We start from the raw sequence: 16286 nt of genomic DNA on the forward strand, positions 1-16286 counted from the left end.
TGTTGGGCTTCGCTGCGCTCAACACCAACCTACCCGCGGTTGGCCGCCGCGACGATCAGCGCCTTCATCTCCGCCACCGCCTGCTTGAAGCCGACAAACAGCGCGTGCGCCACCAGGGCGTGGCCAATATTCAGCTCATTGATCCCGGCGATCGCCGCCACCGGCTCGACGTTGTGGTAGTGCAGGCCATGCCCGGCATTCACGATCAACCCATGTTGCAAGCCACAGGCCACACCATCGCGAATCCGCGCCAGTTCACGCGCCGCCTCTTCCGGGGTATGGGCATCGGCATAACGACCGGTGTGCAGTTCAATAGCCGGCGCGCCGACACGTTTGGATGCTTCGATCTGCTGCGGATCCGGGTCGATAAACAGCGACACTTCACAACCGATCTTGCTCAGACGCTCGACCGCTGCGCGAATCCGCGCTTCCTGCCCAGCCACATCCAGACCACCCTCGGTGGTCAGTTCCTGACGGGTTTCCGGCACCAGGCAGACGTGCTCAGGGCGAATGCTTTCGGCAAAGGCGAGCATTTCCTCGGTCACGCCCATTTCGAAGTTCATCCGCGTTTGCATGACCTCCTTGAGCAGGCACACATCGCGCTCCTGGATATGCCGACGGTCTTCACGCAGGTGCACGGTAATACCGTCGGCACCGGCCTCCTCAGCGTCCAGCGCGGCCTTGACCGGATCGGGATAGCGAGTTCCACGGGCCTGGCGCAGGGTGGCCACATGGTCGATGTTCACACCCAGCAGAATACGATTGGCATCAGTCACGGCTTGGCTCCTTGAGCGTCATAAACAGTTCGCGGCTGACCAGCGGTCGACCGCCTAAATGAGGGGCTAAAGCCTGGCGCATAAGACGTTTGGCAGCGGCCAAAGCACCCGGCGCGGCCCAGTCGGCTTCAGCCATAGCCAGCAACTCGGCGCCCTGAAAGGCGCCTGGCTGTAACTGGCCAATTGGTACCAACCCGGTTTCGGTGTGCAGTCGATACATGCCGCTGGCGACTATGGGCTGGCCCTCAGAGTCCAGATCCAGGGCGAAACCATAGCCCAGCTCATCCAGCAAACGCCATTCAAACGAGCGCAGCAACGGCTCCAGCGCACGCCCTTCGGCCAGCGCCAGCACGGTCATGGCGTAGTGCTGAAAAATCGCCGGGTGCGGATCTTCGGCAGGCAGCAAGCGGATCAACAGCTCATTGAGGTAAAGGCCGCTGAACAGCGCCTCGCCCACCAGCAGATTGGGAATACCGGCAGGCTCCAGGCGGCCGACATTTTTCAGCTCACCGCGCCCGCGAAATTCGGCTTCGAGGGGAATAAAAGGCCGCGCCAGGCTACCCGCCTTGCCCCGCGCCCCGCGCAATACGGCGCGCAGTCGGCCTTGCGGAGTAAGAAAATCCACCAGCGCGCTGCTTTCACGGTAAGCACGGCTGTGCAAAACATAGGCGGGCTGGCTGAGGGCGAGCATGGGCCTTACTCGAAGAAGCGGGCGCACAAGGCGCCCGCAGACGGATCAGATATCGTCGTAACCCAGGGAACGCAGGGCGCGTTCGTCATCGGACCAGCCGCCCTTGACCTTGACCCAGAGGTTGAGCATGACCTTGGAGTCGAACATCACCTCCATGTCCTTGCGTGCCTCCTGACCGATGCGTTTGATCCGCTCGCCCTTGTCGCCAATGATGATCTTCTTCTGCCCGTCACGCTCGACCAGAATCAGCGCGTGGATATGCAGGATGCGCCCGTCACGCTTGAATTCTTCGATCTCCACGGTGATCTGGTACGGCAACTCGGCACCGAGCTGACGCATGATCTTCTCGCGTACCAGTTCGGCGGCGAAGAAGCGACTGGAGCGGTCGGTGACCTGATCTTCCGGGAAGAAGTGCACACCCTCCGGTAAACGTTCGCCCACCAGCTTTTCCAGGGTGTCGAGGTTATGCCCCTGCTGCGCGGACACCGGCACGATCTCGGCCTTTGGCAGCTGCTGGGCCAGCCACTCCAGGTGCGGCATCAGCTCGGCCTTGTCTTCCAGGCGATCGGTCTTGTTGATCGCCAGAATCACCGGGCCTTCAACATATTGAACACGCTCAAGCACCATCTGGTCTTCATCCGTCCAGCGGGTGCGATCAACCACGAAAATCACCACGTCGACGTCTTTCAGCGCCGACGAGGCGTTCTTGTTCATGTAGCGATTGAGCGCTTTCTCGTTGTTCTTGTGCAGACCGGGGGTGTCGACATAGATCGCCTGTACCTCCCCCTCGGTTTTGATTCCAAGCATGTTGTGCCGCGTGGTTTGCGGTTTGCGCGAGGTAATCGCGAGCTTCTGGCCAAGAATGTGGTTAAGCAATGTCGACTTACCCACGTTGGGCCGGCCGACGATGGCGACATAGCCACAGCGTGTAACAGGTGTATCAGTCATTGCCATTCTCCACACCCAGGGCAATCAGCGCGGCCGCAGCGGCCACCTGCTCGGCGATACGCCGGCTGGCACCCTGCCCCAGGGTTTTATCATTGAGTAGGGTGACCTGGCACTCCACGACAAATGTCCGGCAATGCGGTTCACCCTGAATATCCACCACTTCATAGCGCGGCAGCTCACAACCACGCGATTGCAGAAACTCCTGCAGGCGGGTTTTCGGGTCTTTGTTGGTATCGACCAGGGTCAGGCTGTCCAGTTCGTTGGTCAACCAGGCCAGCACGCGCTCGCGAGCCGCCTCCATGCCGGCATCCAGATAAATCGCCCCGATCAGGGCTTCCAGGGCGTCAGCAAGAATCGACTCACGGCGAAAACCACCGCTTTTCAGCTCACCGGAGCCCAGACGCAGGTACTCGCCAAGATCAAAACCACGGGCCAGCACAGCCAGGGTTTCGCCTTTTACCAAGCGCGCACGCAAACGCGACAACTGACCTTCTCGGGCCTGGGGGAAGCGCTCGAATAGCGCTTCGCCGGCAACGAAGTTGAGGATGGCGTCACCGAGAAACTCCAGGCGCTCATTATTGCGCCCGGCAAAACTGCGGTGGGTCAGTGCCAGGATCATCAACTCCTGATCCTTGAAGGTATAACCGAGCTGACGCTCAAGGCGGGCTAACGAAACACTCACGGCATGCGCACACGAAATTCTTTGTCGAAGCGCACGACCAGATCGATGTTCTGGATCAATGGCTCACGTTTCTCGTACTTCAGGTGAGCCTTGAACTCATTGTTTTCCACTTTAATCTTCAAGGCATCCTGAAGGTTCAGATCACGAATGCTGTTGACCTGCATGCCTTTGCTGACATGGCTATAAAACTCGTTAATGCTGCGAATATTGGCAGCCTTGTCGGTTTCAACCGACGTAATCAGTTTTTCCATCGACATATAGTCGAAGTAATGTGGCAACACCTTGAAAGCCGCACTGGCAAAGAACGCAACCAAGGCCAAAACCATCAGCCAACTTAAAATCGACATCCCTTTTTGCGAATGCGCAGATTTCATATTTGTCCCCAAATTCGAGTTATGTAGAAGCCGTTACGGCTGCAGGCAAGACTATATATAGCCTGCGACGCTGTATTTAACAGCGTCGCAAAGTCGTCAACAGATCAGTGAATCAGGCCGACGCGGGAGAAGTTAGGCAGGTTGCGCGACTTCGGATCCGGCCAGCTCATCCAGATGGCGAAGGCTTTACCGACAATGTTCTGGTCCGGCACCATGCCCAGCAAGGGTTTGGGGATAGCTGGATCATTCCAGTAACGGCTGTCGTTGGAGTTGTCGCGGTTGTCACCCATCATGAAGTAGTAGCCATCCGGCACCACCCATTCACGCCCTGGTTCAACCCGATAACGCTGCATTTCCTTGCGAATCTGGTGCTCTGCCTCACCGAGTTTCTCGTTGTACAGCGTCGCACTGCCCAAACTGCCGGGTTCATCACCGATGAGTTTTTGAGCAACCAATTCACCATTGATGGTCAGACGCTTGTCGCTGCTGTAGGCAATCCGGTCACCTGCCAGGCCGACCACACGCTTGATGTAGTTGATGTTCGGATCGCTGGGGTAGCGGAACACCATCACATCCCCGCGCTGTGGATCGCCCACCTCAATCACCTTGGTGTCCAGCACCGGCAGGCGAATGCCATAGGCGAATTTGTTGACCAGAATAAAGTCGCCCACTTCCAGCGTCGGCTTCATCGACCCCGATGGAATCTGGAACGGTTCGACCAGAAACGAGCGCAGCACCAGGACAATCGCCAGCACCGGGAAGAACGATTTACCGTACTCCACCAGCAGCGGCTCCTTGTTCAGGCGCTCCAGCACTTTCTCGTCAGGCTCGCTGACTTGCCCATGGTAGGTGGCAATAGCCGCCCGCCGCCGTGGCGCCAGAAAGACCAGATCGAACAGCGCCAGCACACCACAAACGGCGACGGCGATAACCAGCAACAGCGGGAAATTTAGCGACATAGGACCTAACTATCCAACCTGAGCACCGCGAGGAAGGCTTCCTGTGGAATTTCCACGTTGCCGACCTGCTTCATGCGTTTTTTACCGGCCTTCTGCTTTTCCAGCAGCTTGCGTTTACGGCTGACGTCACCGCCATAGCACTTGGCCAATACGTTCTTGCGCAGCGCCTTGACCGTAGTCCGTGCGACGATCTGGCCACCGATGGCCGCCTGAATCGCCACATCGAACATCTGCCGAGGAATCAGCTCTTTCATCTTCTCGGTCAACTGCCGGCCTTTGTAATGGGCGTTGTCCTTGTGCACGATCAGCGCCAACGCATCGACCTTGTCACCGTTGATCAGCACGTCCAGCTTGACCAGATTGGCCGACTGGTAGCGATCAAAATGGTAATCCAGCGACGCATAGCCGCGGCTGGTGGACTTCAGGCGGTCGAAGAAATCGAGCACCACTTCGTTCATCGGCAGGTCGTAGCGAACCTGAACCTGGGAACCGAGGAACTGCATGTCACGCTGTACACCGCGTTTCTCGATACACAGGGTAATCACGTTACCCAGGTGTTCCTGCGGCACCAGAATCGTGGCCTGGACGATCGGCTCGCGGAAGTCTTCTACCGACGACACGTCCGGAAGCTTGGACGGGTTATCGACGTAGATCGTCTCGCCGTTTTTCAGCGCCACTTCGAAGATTACGCTTGGCGCCGTGGTGATCAGATCCAGGTTGTATTCGCGTTCCAGACGCTCCTGAATGATCTCCATGTGCAGCATGCCGAGGAAACCGCAACGGAAGCCAAAGCCCAGAGCATCAGAACTTTCCGGTGAATACTGCAGCGAGGAGTCGTTCAGCGTGAGTTTCTGCAGGGCATCGCGGAAGTCTTCGAAATCATCCGAGCTGACCGGGAACAGGCCGGCGTAGACCTGCGGCTGGATACGTTTGAAACCCGGCAATACTTCGACGTCTGGCGTCGAATTCAGGGTCAGGGTATCGCCCACCGGCGCACCATGAATGTCCTTGATGCTGGCGATGATAAAGCCCACTTCACCGGCCTTGAGGTCGGCGGTAGCAGTGTGTTTCGGGTTGAACACACCAACGCTGTCGACTAGGTGCACCTTGCCGGTGGACTTGACCAGAATCTTGTCGCCCTTTTTCACCCGGCCCTGACGCACACGCACCAGGGAGACTACGCCTAGGTAGTTATCGAACCAGGAGTCAATGATCAGCGCTTGCAGCGGTGCATCAATTTCACCCGTCGGCGCGGGAATGGTCTGCACCAGCCGCTCAAGCACCTCATCCACACCCAGGCCAGTCTTGGCACTGCAGGTCACGGCATCGGTGGCATCAATACCGATGATCTTCTCAATCTCTTCTTTCACCCGATCGGGTTCGGCCTGGGGCAAATCGATCTTGTTCAGCACCGGCATCACTTCGAGGCCTTGCTCGATAGCGGTGTAGCAGTTGGCCACCGACTGCGCTTCCACGCCCTGCCCGGCATCGACCACCAGCAGTGCACCTTCACAGGCAGCCAGGGAACGGCTGACTTCATAGGTGAAGTCGACGTGACCGGGGGTATCAATAAAGTTCAGCTGGTAGGTAACGCCATCACGGGCCTTGTAGTACAGGGTGACGCTGTGCGCCTTGATGGTGATCCCGCGCTCGCGCTCAAGGTCCATGGAGTCCAGCACCTGGGCTTCCATCTCACGGTCAGCCAGGCCGCCACACATCTGGATAAACCGGTCAGCCAGGGTCGACTTGCCATGGTCAATGTGGGCGATGATGGAGAAATTGCGGATATGACTCAAATCACTCACGGATCAACACTCAAAAAGGTCGCAGGCGACTGCCCGCCGAAAATAGCCGCGAAGTGTACCTGAAAGCCGCCTGGCGCGTCATCAAGGCCGCGTTGCTGGATAGGAGCCGGACACTTAATCGCCTGCGACACAATCTCAATAGCGCTAAGCAAAAGGGCGACCGAAGTCGCCCTTTACGCCACTGAGCGTATCAGTCCGCCAGCTTGAAGGTGATAAAGCTGGCACGTCCCTGACGCAAGACGCGCATCGATACCGAGCGGTTCTTCGGCAGCGCTTGCGCCACCTCGGTAAAGGTCTTGGCCGAGTTTATCGCCTGATTGTTCAGGTGAGTGATCACATCACCGGGGCGCAGACCGATCAAAGCAGCAGGACCATCCTGCACCTCGGAGATTGCCACGCCACCTTTCAGATCAAGGGTTTTCTTCTGTTCAGCAGTCAACTCAACCACCTTGACGCCAAGACGGTTGCTGCTGCGTTCCACACCCGGCGCCGCGTTACCAGCCAATGCATCGCCCTCTTCCGGCAACGCGCCGATACTCAGCTTCAGCTTCTTGCGCGCACCGTCACGCACCACATCCAGCTCAGCCGTGGAGCCGGGCTTGAGAGCACCGACCAGGTGCGGCAAATCTGCCGACATGATGATTGGCTTGCCATCCAGATTGAGGATCACATCCCCCACCTGCAGGCCGCCCTTGGCAGCAGGGCCGTCTTCCAGCACCTGAGCCACCAGCGCACCAGCCGGTTTATCCAGCCCGAACGATTCGGCCAGATCCTTGTTCACTTCCTGAATCACCACACCCAACCAGCCACGACTGACCTTGCCATCAGCCTTGAGCTGATCAGCTACATCCATCGCCACGCTCATGGGAATGGCGAACGACAGGCCCATAAAGCCGCCGGAACGGGTGAAAATCTGCGAGTTGATGCCGACCACTTCACCGGCCAGGTTGAACAGCGGGCCACCGGAGTTACCCGGGTTGATGGCCACGTCCGTCTGGATGAACGGCACATAGCTCTCATTTGGTAGGCTACGACCCTTGGCGCTGACGATACCGGCGGTCACCGAATGATCGAAGCCAAACGGCGACCCGATGGCCAGCACCCACTCACCCACCTTGAGGTCTTCCGACTTACCCAGTTTGACGGTTGGCAAGCCCTGACCTTCGACCTTGAGCAAGGCCACGTCACTGCGCGGATCAGTGCCCACCAGCTTGGCTTCAAGCTCACTGCGATCCGACAGACGCACGATGATTTCATCGGCATCAGCAATCACATGGTTGTTGGTTAGCACGTAGCCATCAGCAGAAATGATAAAGCCCGAGCCGAGCGACTGGGCCTCACGCTGCCGACCACCGCCAGGCGCGCGCGGCACCTGCGGGATATTGCGTTCGAAGAACTCGCGGAACATCGGCGGCATGCCTTCCAAATCCGGCATATTGAGCTGCCCGCTCCCAGCAACCGTACGCTCCGGCATTTTCTGCCGCGTACTGATGTTCACCACCGCAGGTGAGGCCTGCTCAACCAGTTCGGTGAAATCCGGCAGGCTTGCCTGGGCGACCAGCGCCTGCCCCAAGAGCAGCATGGCAAACACTGCAGACAGTGAAGATTTCAGACCAAGCTTCGACATACAACTCCCCATCAGGCCAGCAAAAGTCTTAAAAGGTGGCAGCCCCGGCAAGCAAGGCACGCAATACCACAGGTTGCAAAGCAGGATCCGCTGCGACCTGCCGACTGCGCCAACGCACGCCAGCACAAGCTCCAACAAAACCACACAGCGCGCTAAGAATCACCCAGGGCTCACTCAGCGCCAACTGCTCAGCCAGTACTGCCGCCGCGAACAAACCCAACAATGGCAGCAGATAAACCAATAACGAACCGCGAACCAACAATTCTTCGCGGACACCAATGACCACGGCATCTCCGACATTCAGGCGCAGATCCGACAACGCACGCACATGACCACGCCTACCGGACATCCCCAACTGGTCAAGCAGGCCCTGACCACAGCCGGCCTTGACCGAGCAACTTGAGCAGGTGCTTTGGCGCAACGTTTCGACCCACACTGCACCGGTCTCAACAGCGATCACCCGCCCCTGCTCTTCAATCACGGGGCAACCTCGGCAGCAGAACGCATCGACAACGCGACCCGCTCGGCGGTACCCAGCGGGATTTCACCCACAACAGTCACCATGACATCACCATCTGCGGTTTTCAGCCGCCGTGATACGGCCACGGTCGGGCCTAACTGAGTACGCACATCTTCAACTGCAGCGCCGCGCAGGGGCTCCATAAATACCGAGAAACGCGCCAGACCATCACCATACACCTGGCAGGCAACCGGCTCATCCGAGGCAGGGCTGCGGCGTTGAGTCACGGAATTCAAGCTGAAGCCGGGCGGCAGCCAATCCGAACGCCAAGCCTCAGCAACCTCAGCCTGGGCCGGCGACAACCGCACAGGCCGGCAGCCCGCACCAGGCTGCAGATTCGCATCGGTGGGTAATTCTGTTTGCAGATGGGTGAACTGGAAGCGCTCCAGCAGCTGCCCTTTGTCATTGACCAACAGGGACTTGAGTGGCAGACCGGTCTGCTGGTCAAGGTGCAGTTCAATGCCATAACGATGCTGATCACGGGGCACTAGCGCCAGCACGCGGGTAGCACGACCGGCCACACGCGAATCACCCAGAACGCGTAACTCGTACCATTCACCCAGTTGCGCCGCATCCAGTTCACGGGTTGGCCACAACTGGCTGTCAATCAACTGATCGGCCAGCGCGCCACTGGCACACTGCACACGACCATCTACACGCAGCACCTCCTGGGGAGAACCATCAAGCTGCAGAAGGCGTTCACGCAAAGTGCCATCACCACCAACCTGATGCCAGATGCTGTGCGTGGAAAAACTGCCATTACGCTCATAAACGAAGGTGCCGTTGAAACTTTGCGTGCGCTCGGCATCGGCCAAACGCTGCAACAGCGCAGCACCATCATCAGCCACTGCCGGCAGCACCAGGCAGCTGCCCAACAGTAGAACGCTTAAAGGAATAAAGCGCATGCGACTCCTTAACCGAAGAGCAGTTAACGATTTTCCAGGCTAGCCGCACGCGCGTAGGGCAGCGCGCCTTCGTTAGTGCCCATCGCGGCCTGCTGCGCATGCTGACGCAGATAAGCGGGAAGACGCTGTTCATGCCAACCCGGCTGGCCTTCACCCACCGGACTGGCAGCCGGAGCGGCCTGCTCTGCAGAAGTATTAAAGCCTGCCAGCATGGCTGGGCCACTGACTTGCGGAATATTCAACACCGGCTGAGACGCCTGTTGAGCCAACTGCGCTCCGGTGATGTCGTCCTGATTGTAGAAACGCACACCCGCCAGAACAGCGACCGTGACCGAAGCCGCCACTGCCAAACGTCCAACGGTACGCCAAGGGCCACGCGACGCCTGGCTTGCAGCAGGCACTGGCTCATCCGCCAGGGCTGCCGAGACAGCAGCCGCAATATCCAGGCGCGGCTCAAGCAGCTCCTTGTGCATCACGGCGCGGGCAATCTGATAACGCGACCAGGTGGCACGCAACTCAGGGTCATCGCTGGCCGCCAGCACTCGCCTCAGCTCCAATTCATCCGCTTGGTTATCCATCACCGCGGACAGCGATTCCTGCAGGGTTTCACGACTCATGGCGGTTCCTCTCTTGGCTGACGCCGCTGTCTTTAGGCTTACTGCAACAAAGGTTGCAGGGATTTATCAATGGCCTCACGCGCTCGGAAAATCCGCGAACGCACGGTACCAACCGGACACTGCATGACGCTGGCAATGTCTTCGTAACTCAGACCATCAAATTCACGCAAGGTTAGCGCTGTGCGTAAATCTTCTGGCAATTGCTCGATGCTGCGATGCACCGTGGCCTCGATCTCATCGCGCAACAGTGCACGCTCCGGTGACTCGATGTCCTTGAGGGCATGGTCACCGTCATAGAACTCAGCATCCTCTGCGCTCACATCACTGTCTGGCGGCCGCCGACCACGGGAAACCAGATGGTTCTTCGCCGTGTTGATGGCGATACGGTACAGCCAGGTATAGAACGCACTGTCACCGCGAAAGTTACCCAACGCTCGGTATGCCTTAACGAAGGCTTCCTGCGCCACATCCTGTGCCTCATGGGTGTCATGCACAAAACGCACGATCAACCCGAGAATCTTGTGCTGATACTTCAGCACCAACAGATCGAACGCCCGCTTATCGCCACGCTGCACGCGCTCGACCAGCTGCTGATCTTCTTCCTGGGTTAGCATGAAAACTCCTCATTAGGTTTGAAGGAGTGCAACACCAACCCTTGAATCGGCCTACCAACGTAGACTTGGGCATTGCGCAAAAGTTCTCTCCTTCAAACAAGCTTCCTGCAGAACACCGTAAGCCCTGCACGGAACAGCGCAGCAAAGGGACTCCACTGCTGCGTCGGTAGTCTGGATCACCTGCGTTCAGGCAACAAAACCGCAGGTCCGTTATAAAAACGCCTGAAAGGCGAATTTCCACCAAAACAACCGCCTATGGAACCCAGAACTCTTAAAAAGTTCCCGAGTAACGTACTTGGTCATAAGCCGGCTATTGTGCCGCCCACCCCCTCGATATACTAGAGACCGCTTTTCGCGGAATTCGGACATGAGCCAACACTATCAACACGACGTTCTGGTTATCGGTAGCGGCGCAGCCGGCCTGACATTGGCCCTCACACTGCCAGAGCACCTGCGCATTGCCGTATTGAGCAAGGGCAATCTGTCCAATGGTTCCACCTACTGGGCCCAGGGTGGCGTGGCCGCGGTGCTGGATGACACCGACACCGTCGAATCGCATGTTGCCGACACCCTCAATGCCGGTGGCGGCCTGTGCCGTGAAGATGCGGTGCGCTTCACCGTGGAGCACAGCCGTGAAGCCATCCAATGGCTGATCGACCAGGGCGTGCCCTTTACCCGCGACGATGAGCACGCCCGCGAAGACGGCGGTTTCGAATTCCACCTGACCCGCGAAGGCGGCCACAGCCACCGGCGCATCATCCACGCGGCCGACGCCACCGGCGCGGCGATATTCAATACCCTGCTGGAACAGACCAAACAGCGCAACAATATTGAATTGCTGGAGCAGCGCGTCGCCGTCGACCTGATCACCGAACGCAAGCTTGGCCTGGACGGCCAGCGCTGCCTGGGCGCCTATGTGCTCAACCGTGCCAGCGGCGAGGTCGACACCTACAGTGCGCGCTTCGTGATTCTGGCCACCGGCGGCGCCGCCAAGGTTTACCTCTACACCAGCAACCCTGACGGCGCCTGCGGTGATGGCATTGCCATGGCCTGGCGCGCCGGCTGCCGGGTCGGCAACCTGGAGTTCAACCAATTCCACCCCACCTGCCTTTACCACCCACAGGCGAAGAGTTTCCTGATCACCGAGGCACTGCGCGGTGAAGGCGCACTGCTCAAATTACCCAATGGCGAACGTTTTATGCCGCGCTTCGATGAGCGCGCCGAACTGGCCCCACGCGACATCGTTGCCCGCGCCATCGACCATGAGATGAAACGTCTGGGCATCGACTGCGTATTTCTGGATATCAGCCATAAACCGGCTGACTTTGTGAAAGCGCACTTCCCCACCGTGTACGAGCGCTGCCTGGACTTCGGCATCGACATCACCCGCGAACCGATCCCAGTAGTGCCTGCTGCGCACTACACCTGCGGTGGTGTACTGGTCGGCGAGAACGGCCAAACCGACGTCCCCGGCCTGTATGCCATCGGCGAGACCAGCTTCACCGGCCTGCACGGGGCCAACCGCATGGCCAGCAACTCGCTGCTTGAATGCTTCGTCTATGCCCGCTCGGCAGCGGCTGACATCGTCGCCCAGCTGGATCAGGTGAAAGCCCCGTCAGCGCTGCCCGACTGGGACGCCAGCCAGGTGACCGACTCGGACGAGGACGTGATCATTGCGCACAACTGGGACGAGCTGCGCCGCTTTATGTGGGACTACGTTGGTATCGTGCGCACCAACAAGCGCCTGCAACGGGCCGAGCACCGCGTGCGCCTGCTGCTCGATGAAATCGACGAGTTTTACAGCAACTACAAGGTCAGCCGTGACCTGATCGAGCTGCGTAACCTGGCCCAGGTCGCCGAATTGATGATTCGCTCAGCCATGCAGCGCCACGAAAGCCGTGGCCTGCACTACACCCTGGACTACCCCCAGCAACTGGCTGAAGCCAGGGACACTATCCTGCTGCCGCCCACCTATGGCGACTGAATTTCAGGCGCACCCGCAGGCGCCGATGCTGATCGCGACTCAGACTGTCGCGGGCAATGCACAGTGAACGCACGCGGCGCTGCCCAGTCAGACGAAAGCGCAACAACACAATAAGGGGTAACGCCAGGCTATCGGGATGCAACTCGATGGCCTGCCAGCCCTGCGCAGCGCTGTAAACCTGCCAGCCACCACTGTTGCAACGTAACGCCCGATAAGCCGAGGGTCGATTAAGCAGCACATGCCGCGGCAATACCCACACCACATGAGCCAAACAGAACAGCGCACCCAACAGGTGCGCCCACAGCGGCATAACCACCAAAACCAGACTGAGCAGCGCCAGCCCTTGGATCAGGGCATACGCAAGCAGCAGCCAGCGCGATGGCTGCCACTGACACTCAAACCCGTCATTTGGGCTGGACACGATCCAGGATCATCCGAACCATGCGTTTGAGGTCGGCATCTTCCGGCTCGCCGCGCTGCATAAACCAGCCGAACATGTCCTGATCCTCGCACTCGAGCAGCTTGCGATAGCGCTCGCGATCCGCCTCATCAAGGTGCGGGTAGACTTCACGAACAAAAGGCACCAGCAGTACATCCAGCTCCAGCATGCCGCGGCGGCTGTGCCAGAAAAGACGATTGAGTTCTACTTCATCAACCACGGATCAGCTCCTTGGAAAATGGCATTACGCCATTTTTAGCGTCGTTCAGCGACGGCCAGAGGAATGGCCGGCAAAGATGGCAGGCCATAAAAATTGTCTGGAACAATTTTTAACGTCGCGCAGCGACGGCCTGCAAGGTGGCCGCCACGGATGGCAGGCCATAAACAAGGCGCGCAGTATACGGGGAAAAGCCCTGCTGTTGACCGCGCTCGTCAGCCGGACGGTTATTCCTGCAACGAGTCAAGCGCAAGCGCTGACAAGGCGTGAGGCGCACTCTATGATGAGCCCCCTAACTTTTCTCCAGCGATACCCAATCCACCATGGCCGATACCGCGTTCTATTGCATCCTCAGCCACGAAGGCATCCTCGCCGTGCGCGGCACGGATGCCAGCAAGTTTCTTCAGGGCCAAGTCACCTGCAACCTCAACTACCTCAGCGACAGTCACTCCAGCCTGGGCGCACGCTGCACGCCCAAGGGCCGCATGCAGTCGAGTTTCCGCATTGTCAGCGTCGCTGACGGCTACCTGCTGGCGATGGCCAGCGAGCTGCTGGAAACACAACTGGCTGACCTGAAGAAATACGCCGTTTTCAGCAAATCCAAACTCGGCGACGAAAGCCCGGACTGGCTGCGCATCGGCCTGAGCGGCGGCGATGACATCCTGCACAGCCTCGGCCTGCCGCTGGCCGCAGAGGCCGACAGCGTGGTGCACCACAACGAGTTGCTGGCCCTGCGCCTGAGCGATGGCCGCGCCGAACTCTGGGTTCCCGCCAGCCAGGCCGCAGCCGTACAGGCGCAAGTGGCCAGCCAGCTGCCGCAAGCGCCGCTCAATGACTGGTTACTGGCGCAAGTGCGTGCCGGTGTTGGCCAGGTCATGGGCAGCACCCACGAGCTGTTCATTCCACAGATGATCAACCTACAAGCCCTGGGCGGAGTCAGCTTCAAGAAGGGCTGCTACACCGGCCAGGAAATCGTCGCGCGCATGCAGTACCTGGGCAAGCTCAAACGCCGCCTGTACCGCCTGAGCCTTGCAGACACGCAAATCCCCGAACCAGGCACCCCGCTGTTCTCCCCGGTGCACAACTCCAGCGTCGGTGAAGTGGTGCTGGCCGCGCGCAGTGCAGAGGCGGTCGAGCTGCTTGCAGTGCTGCAGGACGATGCCACGCAGGATGGCCGCATCCACCTCGGTTCTGCCGAGGGCAGCACACTGAGCGTGCTCGATTTGCCGTATACACTGGATTCAGATCGCGAAATACAGCGCTGATGACCGCGCGCTGCTGACTACACTCATTTAGCCGAACGTCCACAGAGAATTGCCCATGAGCAAGCTTGCCGAAAAAGTGCAAAAGGAACTGATCCAGGCCATCGACAGCGATGAGCTGGTCCTGCCAACCCTTCCGGAAGTCGCCCTGAAAGTTCGCGAGGCGGCAGAAGATCCGGACATCGGCATTCCGCAACTGAGCAAGGTCATCGGCAACGACGCAGCCCTCACCGCGCGCATCATCAAGGTGGTGAACAGCCCGCTGCTGCGCACCAACAAGGAAATCACCGACCTGCAGATGGCCGTCGGCCGCCTCGGCATCAATTACACCTGCAACCTGGCCACGGGCCTGGCGATGGAGCAGATGTTCCAGGCCACCAGCGACGTGGTTGACCGCAAAATGCGCGAAGTATGGAACAAAAGTACAGAAATCGCCGGCATTTGCCACGTTCTGTGCAAGCACTACACGCGCCTGCTGCCGGACCAGGCGACCCTCGCCGGCTTGGTGCATCAGATCGGCGTGCTGCCGATCCTCACTTATGCAGAAGATCACAGCGAGCTGCTGGCCGACTCGATCAGCCTCAACCACGTGATCGAGCAGATCCACCCGATCATCGGCGACAAGATTCTGCGCACCTGGGAATTCCCCGAGCTGATCGCTGCAGTGCCCAGCCAGTACCTGGACTTCACCCGCGACAGCGCCAAGGTCGACTATGTCGATATCGTCCAGGTCGCCACCCTGCAGAGCTACATTGGCAGCGAACACCCCTACACCAAACTGGACTGGAGCCAGATTCCAGCCTTCGCCAAGCTCGGTCTTGATCCCAATCAGAACCTCAACGAAGACGAAGACCTCTCCGCCGCCATGGAAGCGGCCATGAGCATGCTTCAATAAGCCCGTCACACGCATGCAGCCGAATGCAACAGCAGGTCGTTGAAAAACGTAGGCGAGGCAGCCGAGACAAGGCAAAGACAGGCGAAAAAGCGGAGTGTACGAGCAGTACATGAGCATTTTGAGCGTGTTTTTAACGCCGTATCGGCAACGCAGGTAGTTTTGCAACGGCTTGCTAGACTGAATGCAGTCTCCAGCATTGGCTATGACTCATGCGCGCTCTGCTGTTATCTGCCCTGTTCAGCCTGCTCAGCTGTGGCCTTGCCACAGCTGAGCCAGTGCGCCTGACCAACGGCGAATGGCCGCCCTACCTGGGTGAACAACTGCCGCACAAAGGCGTCGCCTCACGTATCGTCGCTGAAGCCTTTGCCCTGCAGGGGATTGAGGTGGCCTGGGAGTTCCACCCCTGGGCGCGCTCATTGCAACTGGCCGAGCGCGGCAAGCGTGCCGGTAGTGCAGTCTGGCTGCACAGCAGTGAACGAGAAGAAAAGTTCTTTATCAGCGACCCGGTGGTAGAAAGCGCTTACTACCTTTTCCACCGTAAGGGCTACAACTTTGACTGGCAGCAGGTCAGCGACCTGCAAGGCCGGCGCCTGGCCGGTACCCGTGGCTATGATTACGGCGCCAACTTTCAGCAGGCCGAGGCCGCTGGGCAGTTGCAGGTTAACCGGGTCACCAACGATGAAACCGCTTTTCGCCAGTTACTCGCCGGCCGGGTAGACCTGTTCCCGATGGATAAGGTGGTTGGCTTCGACATGCTGCACCAGCATTTCAGCGCGAGCGAACGCGCGCAACTGAGTTTTCATCCCAAGCCGTTGCGCAGCGACAGCCTGCACCTGCTGCTCTCGCGGGAAGTGCCTGGCAATGCCGAGCTGATCGCCCGCTTCAATCAGGGCCTGGCGCAACTGCGCGACAGCGGCAAGGTGGCTCAATACCTGCTGGAGGTCCAGCAACCGCTGAGCCTCGCGCCCTGA

General features: G+C 59.1%; 18 protein-coding genes. 4 read left to right on the forward strand and 14 right to left on the reverse strand.

Translation table 11 applies throughout. From position 1 onward, the window contains the following. Window positions 1-29: 29 nt before the first annotated feature. From pdxJ to rpoE, 12 genes are all read right to left on the reverse strand, one after another. Window positions 30-776: a pyridoxine 5'-phosphate synthase gene (pdxJ, locus tag ACOCLD_RS15950; protein WP_422909857.1), complete on the reverse strand. Its 747-nt coding sequence runs from the start codon at window positions 774-776 to the stop codon at window positions 30-32. Further along, entirely contained in the window at window positions 769-1467 is a 699-nt protein-coding gene (recO, locus tag ACOCLD_RS15955) for a DNA repair protein RecO (RefSeq protein ID WP_422909858.1), read from the reverse strand. Before recO ends, pdxJ begins: the two co-directional genes overlap by 8 nt. A gap of 45 nt (window positions 1468-1512) precedes the next feature. Next, on the reverse strand, window positions 1513-2415 hold the full coding sequence (era, locus tag ACOCLD_RS15960; protein WP_422909859.1) for a GTPase Era: 903 nt from the start codon (window positions 2413-2415) through the stop codon (window positions 1513-1515). Continuing rightward, a complete protein-coding gene (rnc, locus tag ACOCLD_RS15965) occupies window positions 2408-3097 on the reverse strand; it encodes a ribonuclease III (protein ID WP_257778682.1) in 690 nt (229 codons plus the stop codon). Before rnc ends, era begins: the two co-directional genes overlap by 8 nt. Beyond that, window positions 3094-3471: a DUF4845 domain-containing protein gene (locus ACOCLD_RS15970; protein WP_422909860.1), complete on the reverse strand. Its 378-nt coding sequence runs from the start codon at window positions 3469-3471 to the stop codon at window positions 3094-3096. The genes rnc and ACOCLD_RS15970 overlap by 4 nt, the downstream gene beginning before the upstream one ends. Before the next feature lie 104 nt (window positions 3472-3575). Beyond that, complete coding sequence (lepB, locus tag ACOCLD_RS15975; protein ID WP_422909861.1) at window positions 3576-4430, reverse strand: signal peptidase I; 855 nt, start codon at window positions 4428-4430, stop codon at window positions 3576-3578. A gap of 5 nt (window positions 4431-4435) precedes the next feature. Further along, entirely contained in the window at window positions 4436-6235 is a 1800-nt protein-coding gene (lepA, locus tag ACOCLD_RS15980; protein WP_422909862.1) for a translation elongation factor 4, read from the reverse strand. Window positions 6236-6425: 190 nt separating this feature from the next. Beyond that, window positions 6426-7862, reverse strand: coding sequence for a DegQ family serine endoprotease (locus tag ACOCLD_RS15985; protein ID WP_422909863.1), 1437 nt, complete (start codon window positions 7860-7862; stop codon window positions 6426-6428). A gap of 28 nt (window positions 7863-7890) precedes the next feature. Beyond that, entirely contained in the window at window positions 7891-8343 is a 453-nt protein-coding gene (locus ACOCLD_RS15990) for a SoxR reducing system RseC family protein (protein ID WP_422909864.1), read from the reverse strand. Next, window positions 8340-9287, reverse strand: coding sequence for a MucB/RseB C-terminal domain-containing protein (locus ACOCLD_RS15995; RefSeq protein WP_422909865.1), 948 nt, complete (start codon window positions 9285-9287; stop codon window positions 8340-8342). The genes ACOCLD_RS15990 and ACOCLD_RS15995 overlap by 4 nt, the downstream gene beginning before the upstream one ends. A gap of 23 nt (window positions 9288-9310) precedes the next feature. Continuing rightward, a complete protein-coding gene (locus tag ACOCLD_RS16000) occupies window positions 9311-9904 on the reverse strand; it encodes a sigma-E factor negative regulatory protein (protein ID WP_422909866.1) in 594 nt (197 codons plus the stop codon). Window positions 9905-9942: 38 nt separating this feature from the next. After that, a complete protein-coding gene (rpoE, locus tag ACOCLD_RS16005; protein WP_233686203.1) occupies window positions 9943-10518 on the reverse strand; it encodes an RNA polymerase sigma factor RpoE in 576 nt (191 codons plus the stop codon). Window positions 10519-10885: 367 nt separating this feature from the next. Here rpoE and nadB point away from each other — a divergent pair, with 367 nt between their 5' ends. Beyond that, complete coding sequence (gene nadB, locus ACOCLD_RS16010; RefSeq protein WP_422909867.1) at window positions 10886-12502, forward strand: L-aspartate oxidase; 1617 nt, start codon at window positions 10886-10888, stop codon at window positions 12500-12502. Here nadB and ACOCLD_RS16015 read toward each other — a convergent pair. Further along, window positions 12471-12923, reverse strand: coding sequence for a protein YgfX (locus tag ACOCLD_RS16015; protein WP_422909868.1), 453 nt, complete (start codon window positions 12921-12923; stop codon window positions 12471-12473). The genes nadB and ACOCLD_RS16015 overlap by 32 nt on opposite strands. Continuing rightward, window positions 12907-13161 carry a succinate dehydrogenase assembly factor 2 gene (locus ACOCLD_RS16020; RefSeq protein ID WP_233686206.1) on the reverse strand — a complete coding sequence of 85 codons (255 nt, stop codon included), beginning with the start codon at window positions 13159-13161 and terminating at the stop codon, window positions 12907-12909. The genes ACOCLD_RS16015 and ACOCLD_RS16020 overlap by 17 nt, the downstream gene beginning before the upstream one ends. Before the next feature lie 320 nt (window positions 13162-13481). Between ACOCLD_RS16020 and ACOCLD_RS16025 the strand changes: the two genes are divergently transcribed. The 3 genes from ACOCLD_RS16025 (at window position 13482) to ACOCLD_RS16035 (ending at window position 16286) form a co-directional block, all read left to right on the forward strand. Further along, complete coding sequence (locus ACOCLD_RS16025) at window positions 13482-14423, forward strand: YgfZ/GcvT domain-containing protein (protein WP_422909869.1); 942 nt, start codon at window positions 13482-13484, stop codon at window positions 14421-14423. Between the two features lie 55 nt (window positions 14424-14478). Continuing rightward, complete coding sequence (locus ACOCLD_RS16030; protein ID WP_257778693.1) at window positions 14479-15315, forward strand: HDOD domain-containing protein; 837 nt, start codon at window positions 14479-14481, stop codon at window positions 15313-15315. Between the two features lie 209 nt (window positions 15316-15524). After that, window positions 15525-16286: a substrate-binding periplasmic protein gene (locus ACOCLD_RS16035; RefSeq protein WP_422909870.1), complete on the forward strand. Its 762-nt coding sequence runs from the start codon at window positions 15525-15527 to the stop codon at window positions 16284-16286.

Source organism: Pseudomonas cimarronensis (assembly GCF_049331905.1).
Taxonomy (GTDB): domain Bacteria; phylum Pseudomonadota; class Gammaproteobacteria; order Pseudomonadales; family Pseudomonadaceae; genus Aquipseudomonas.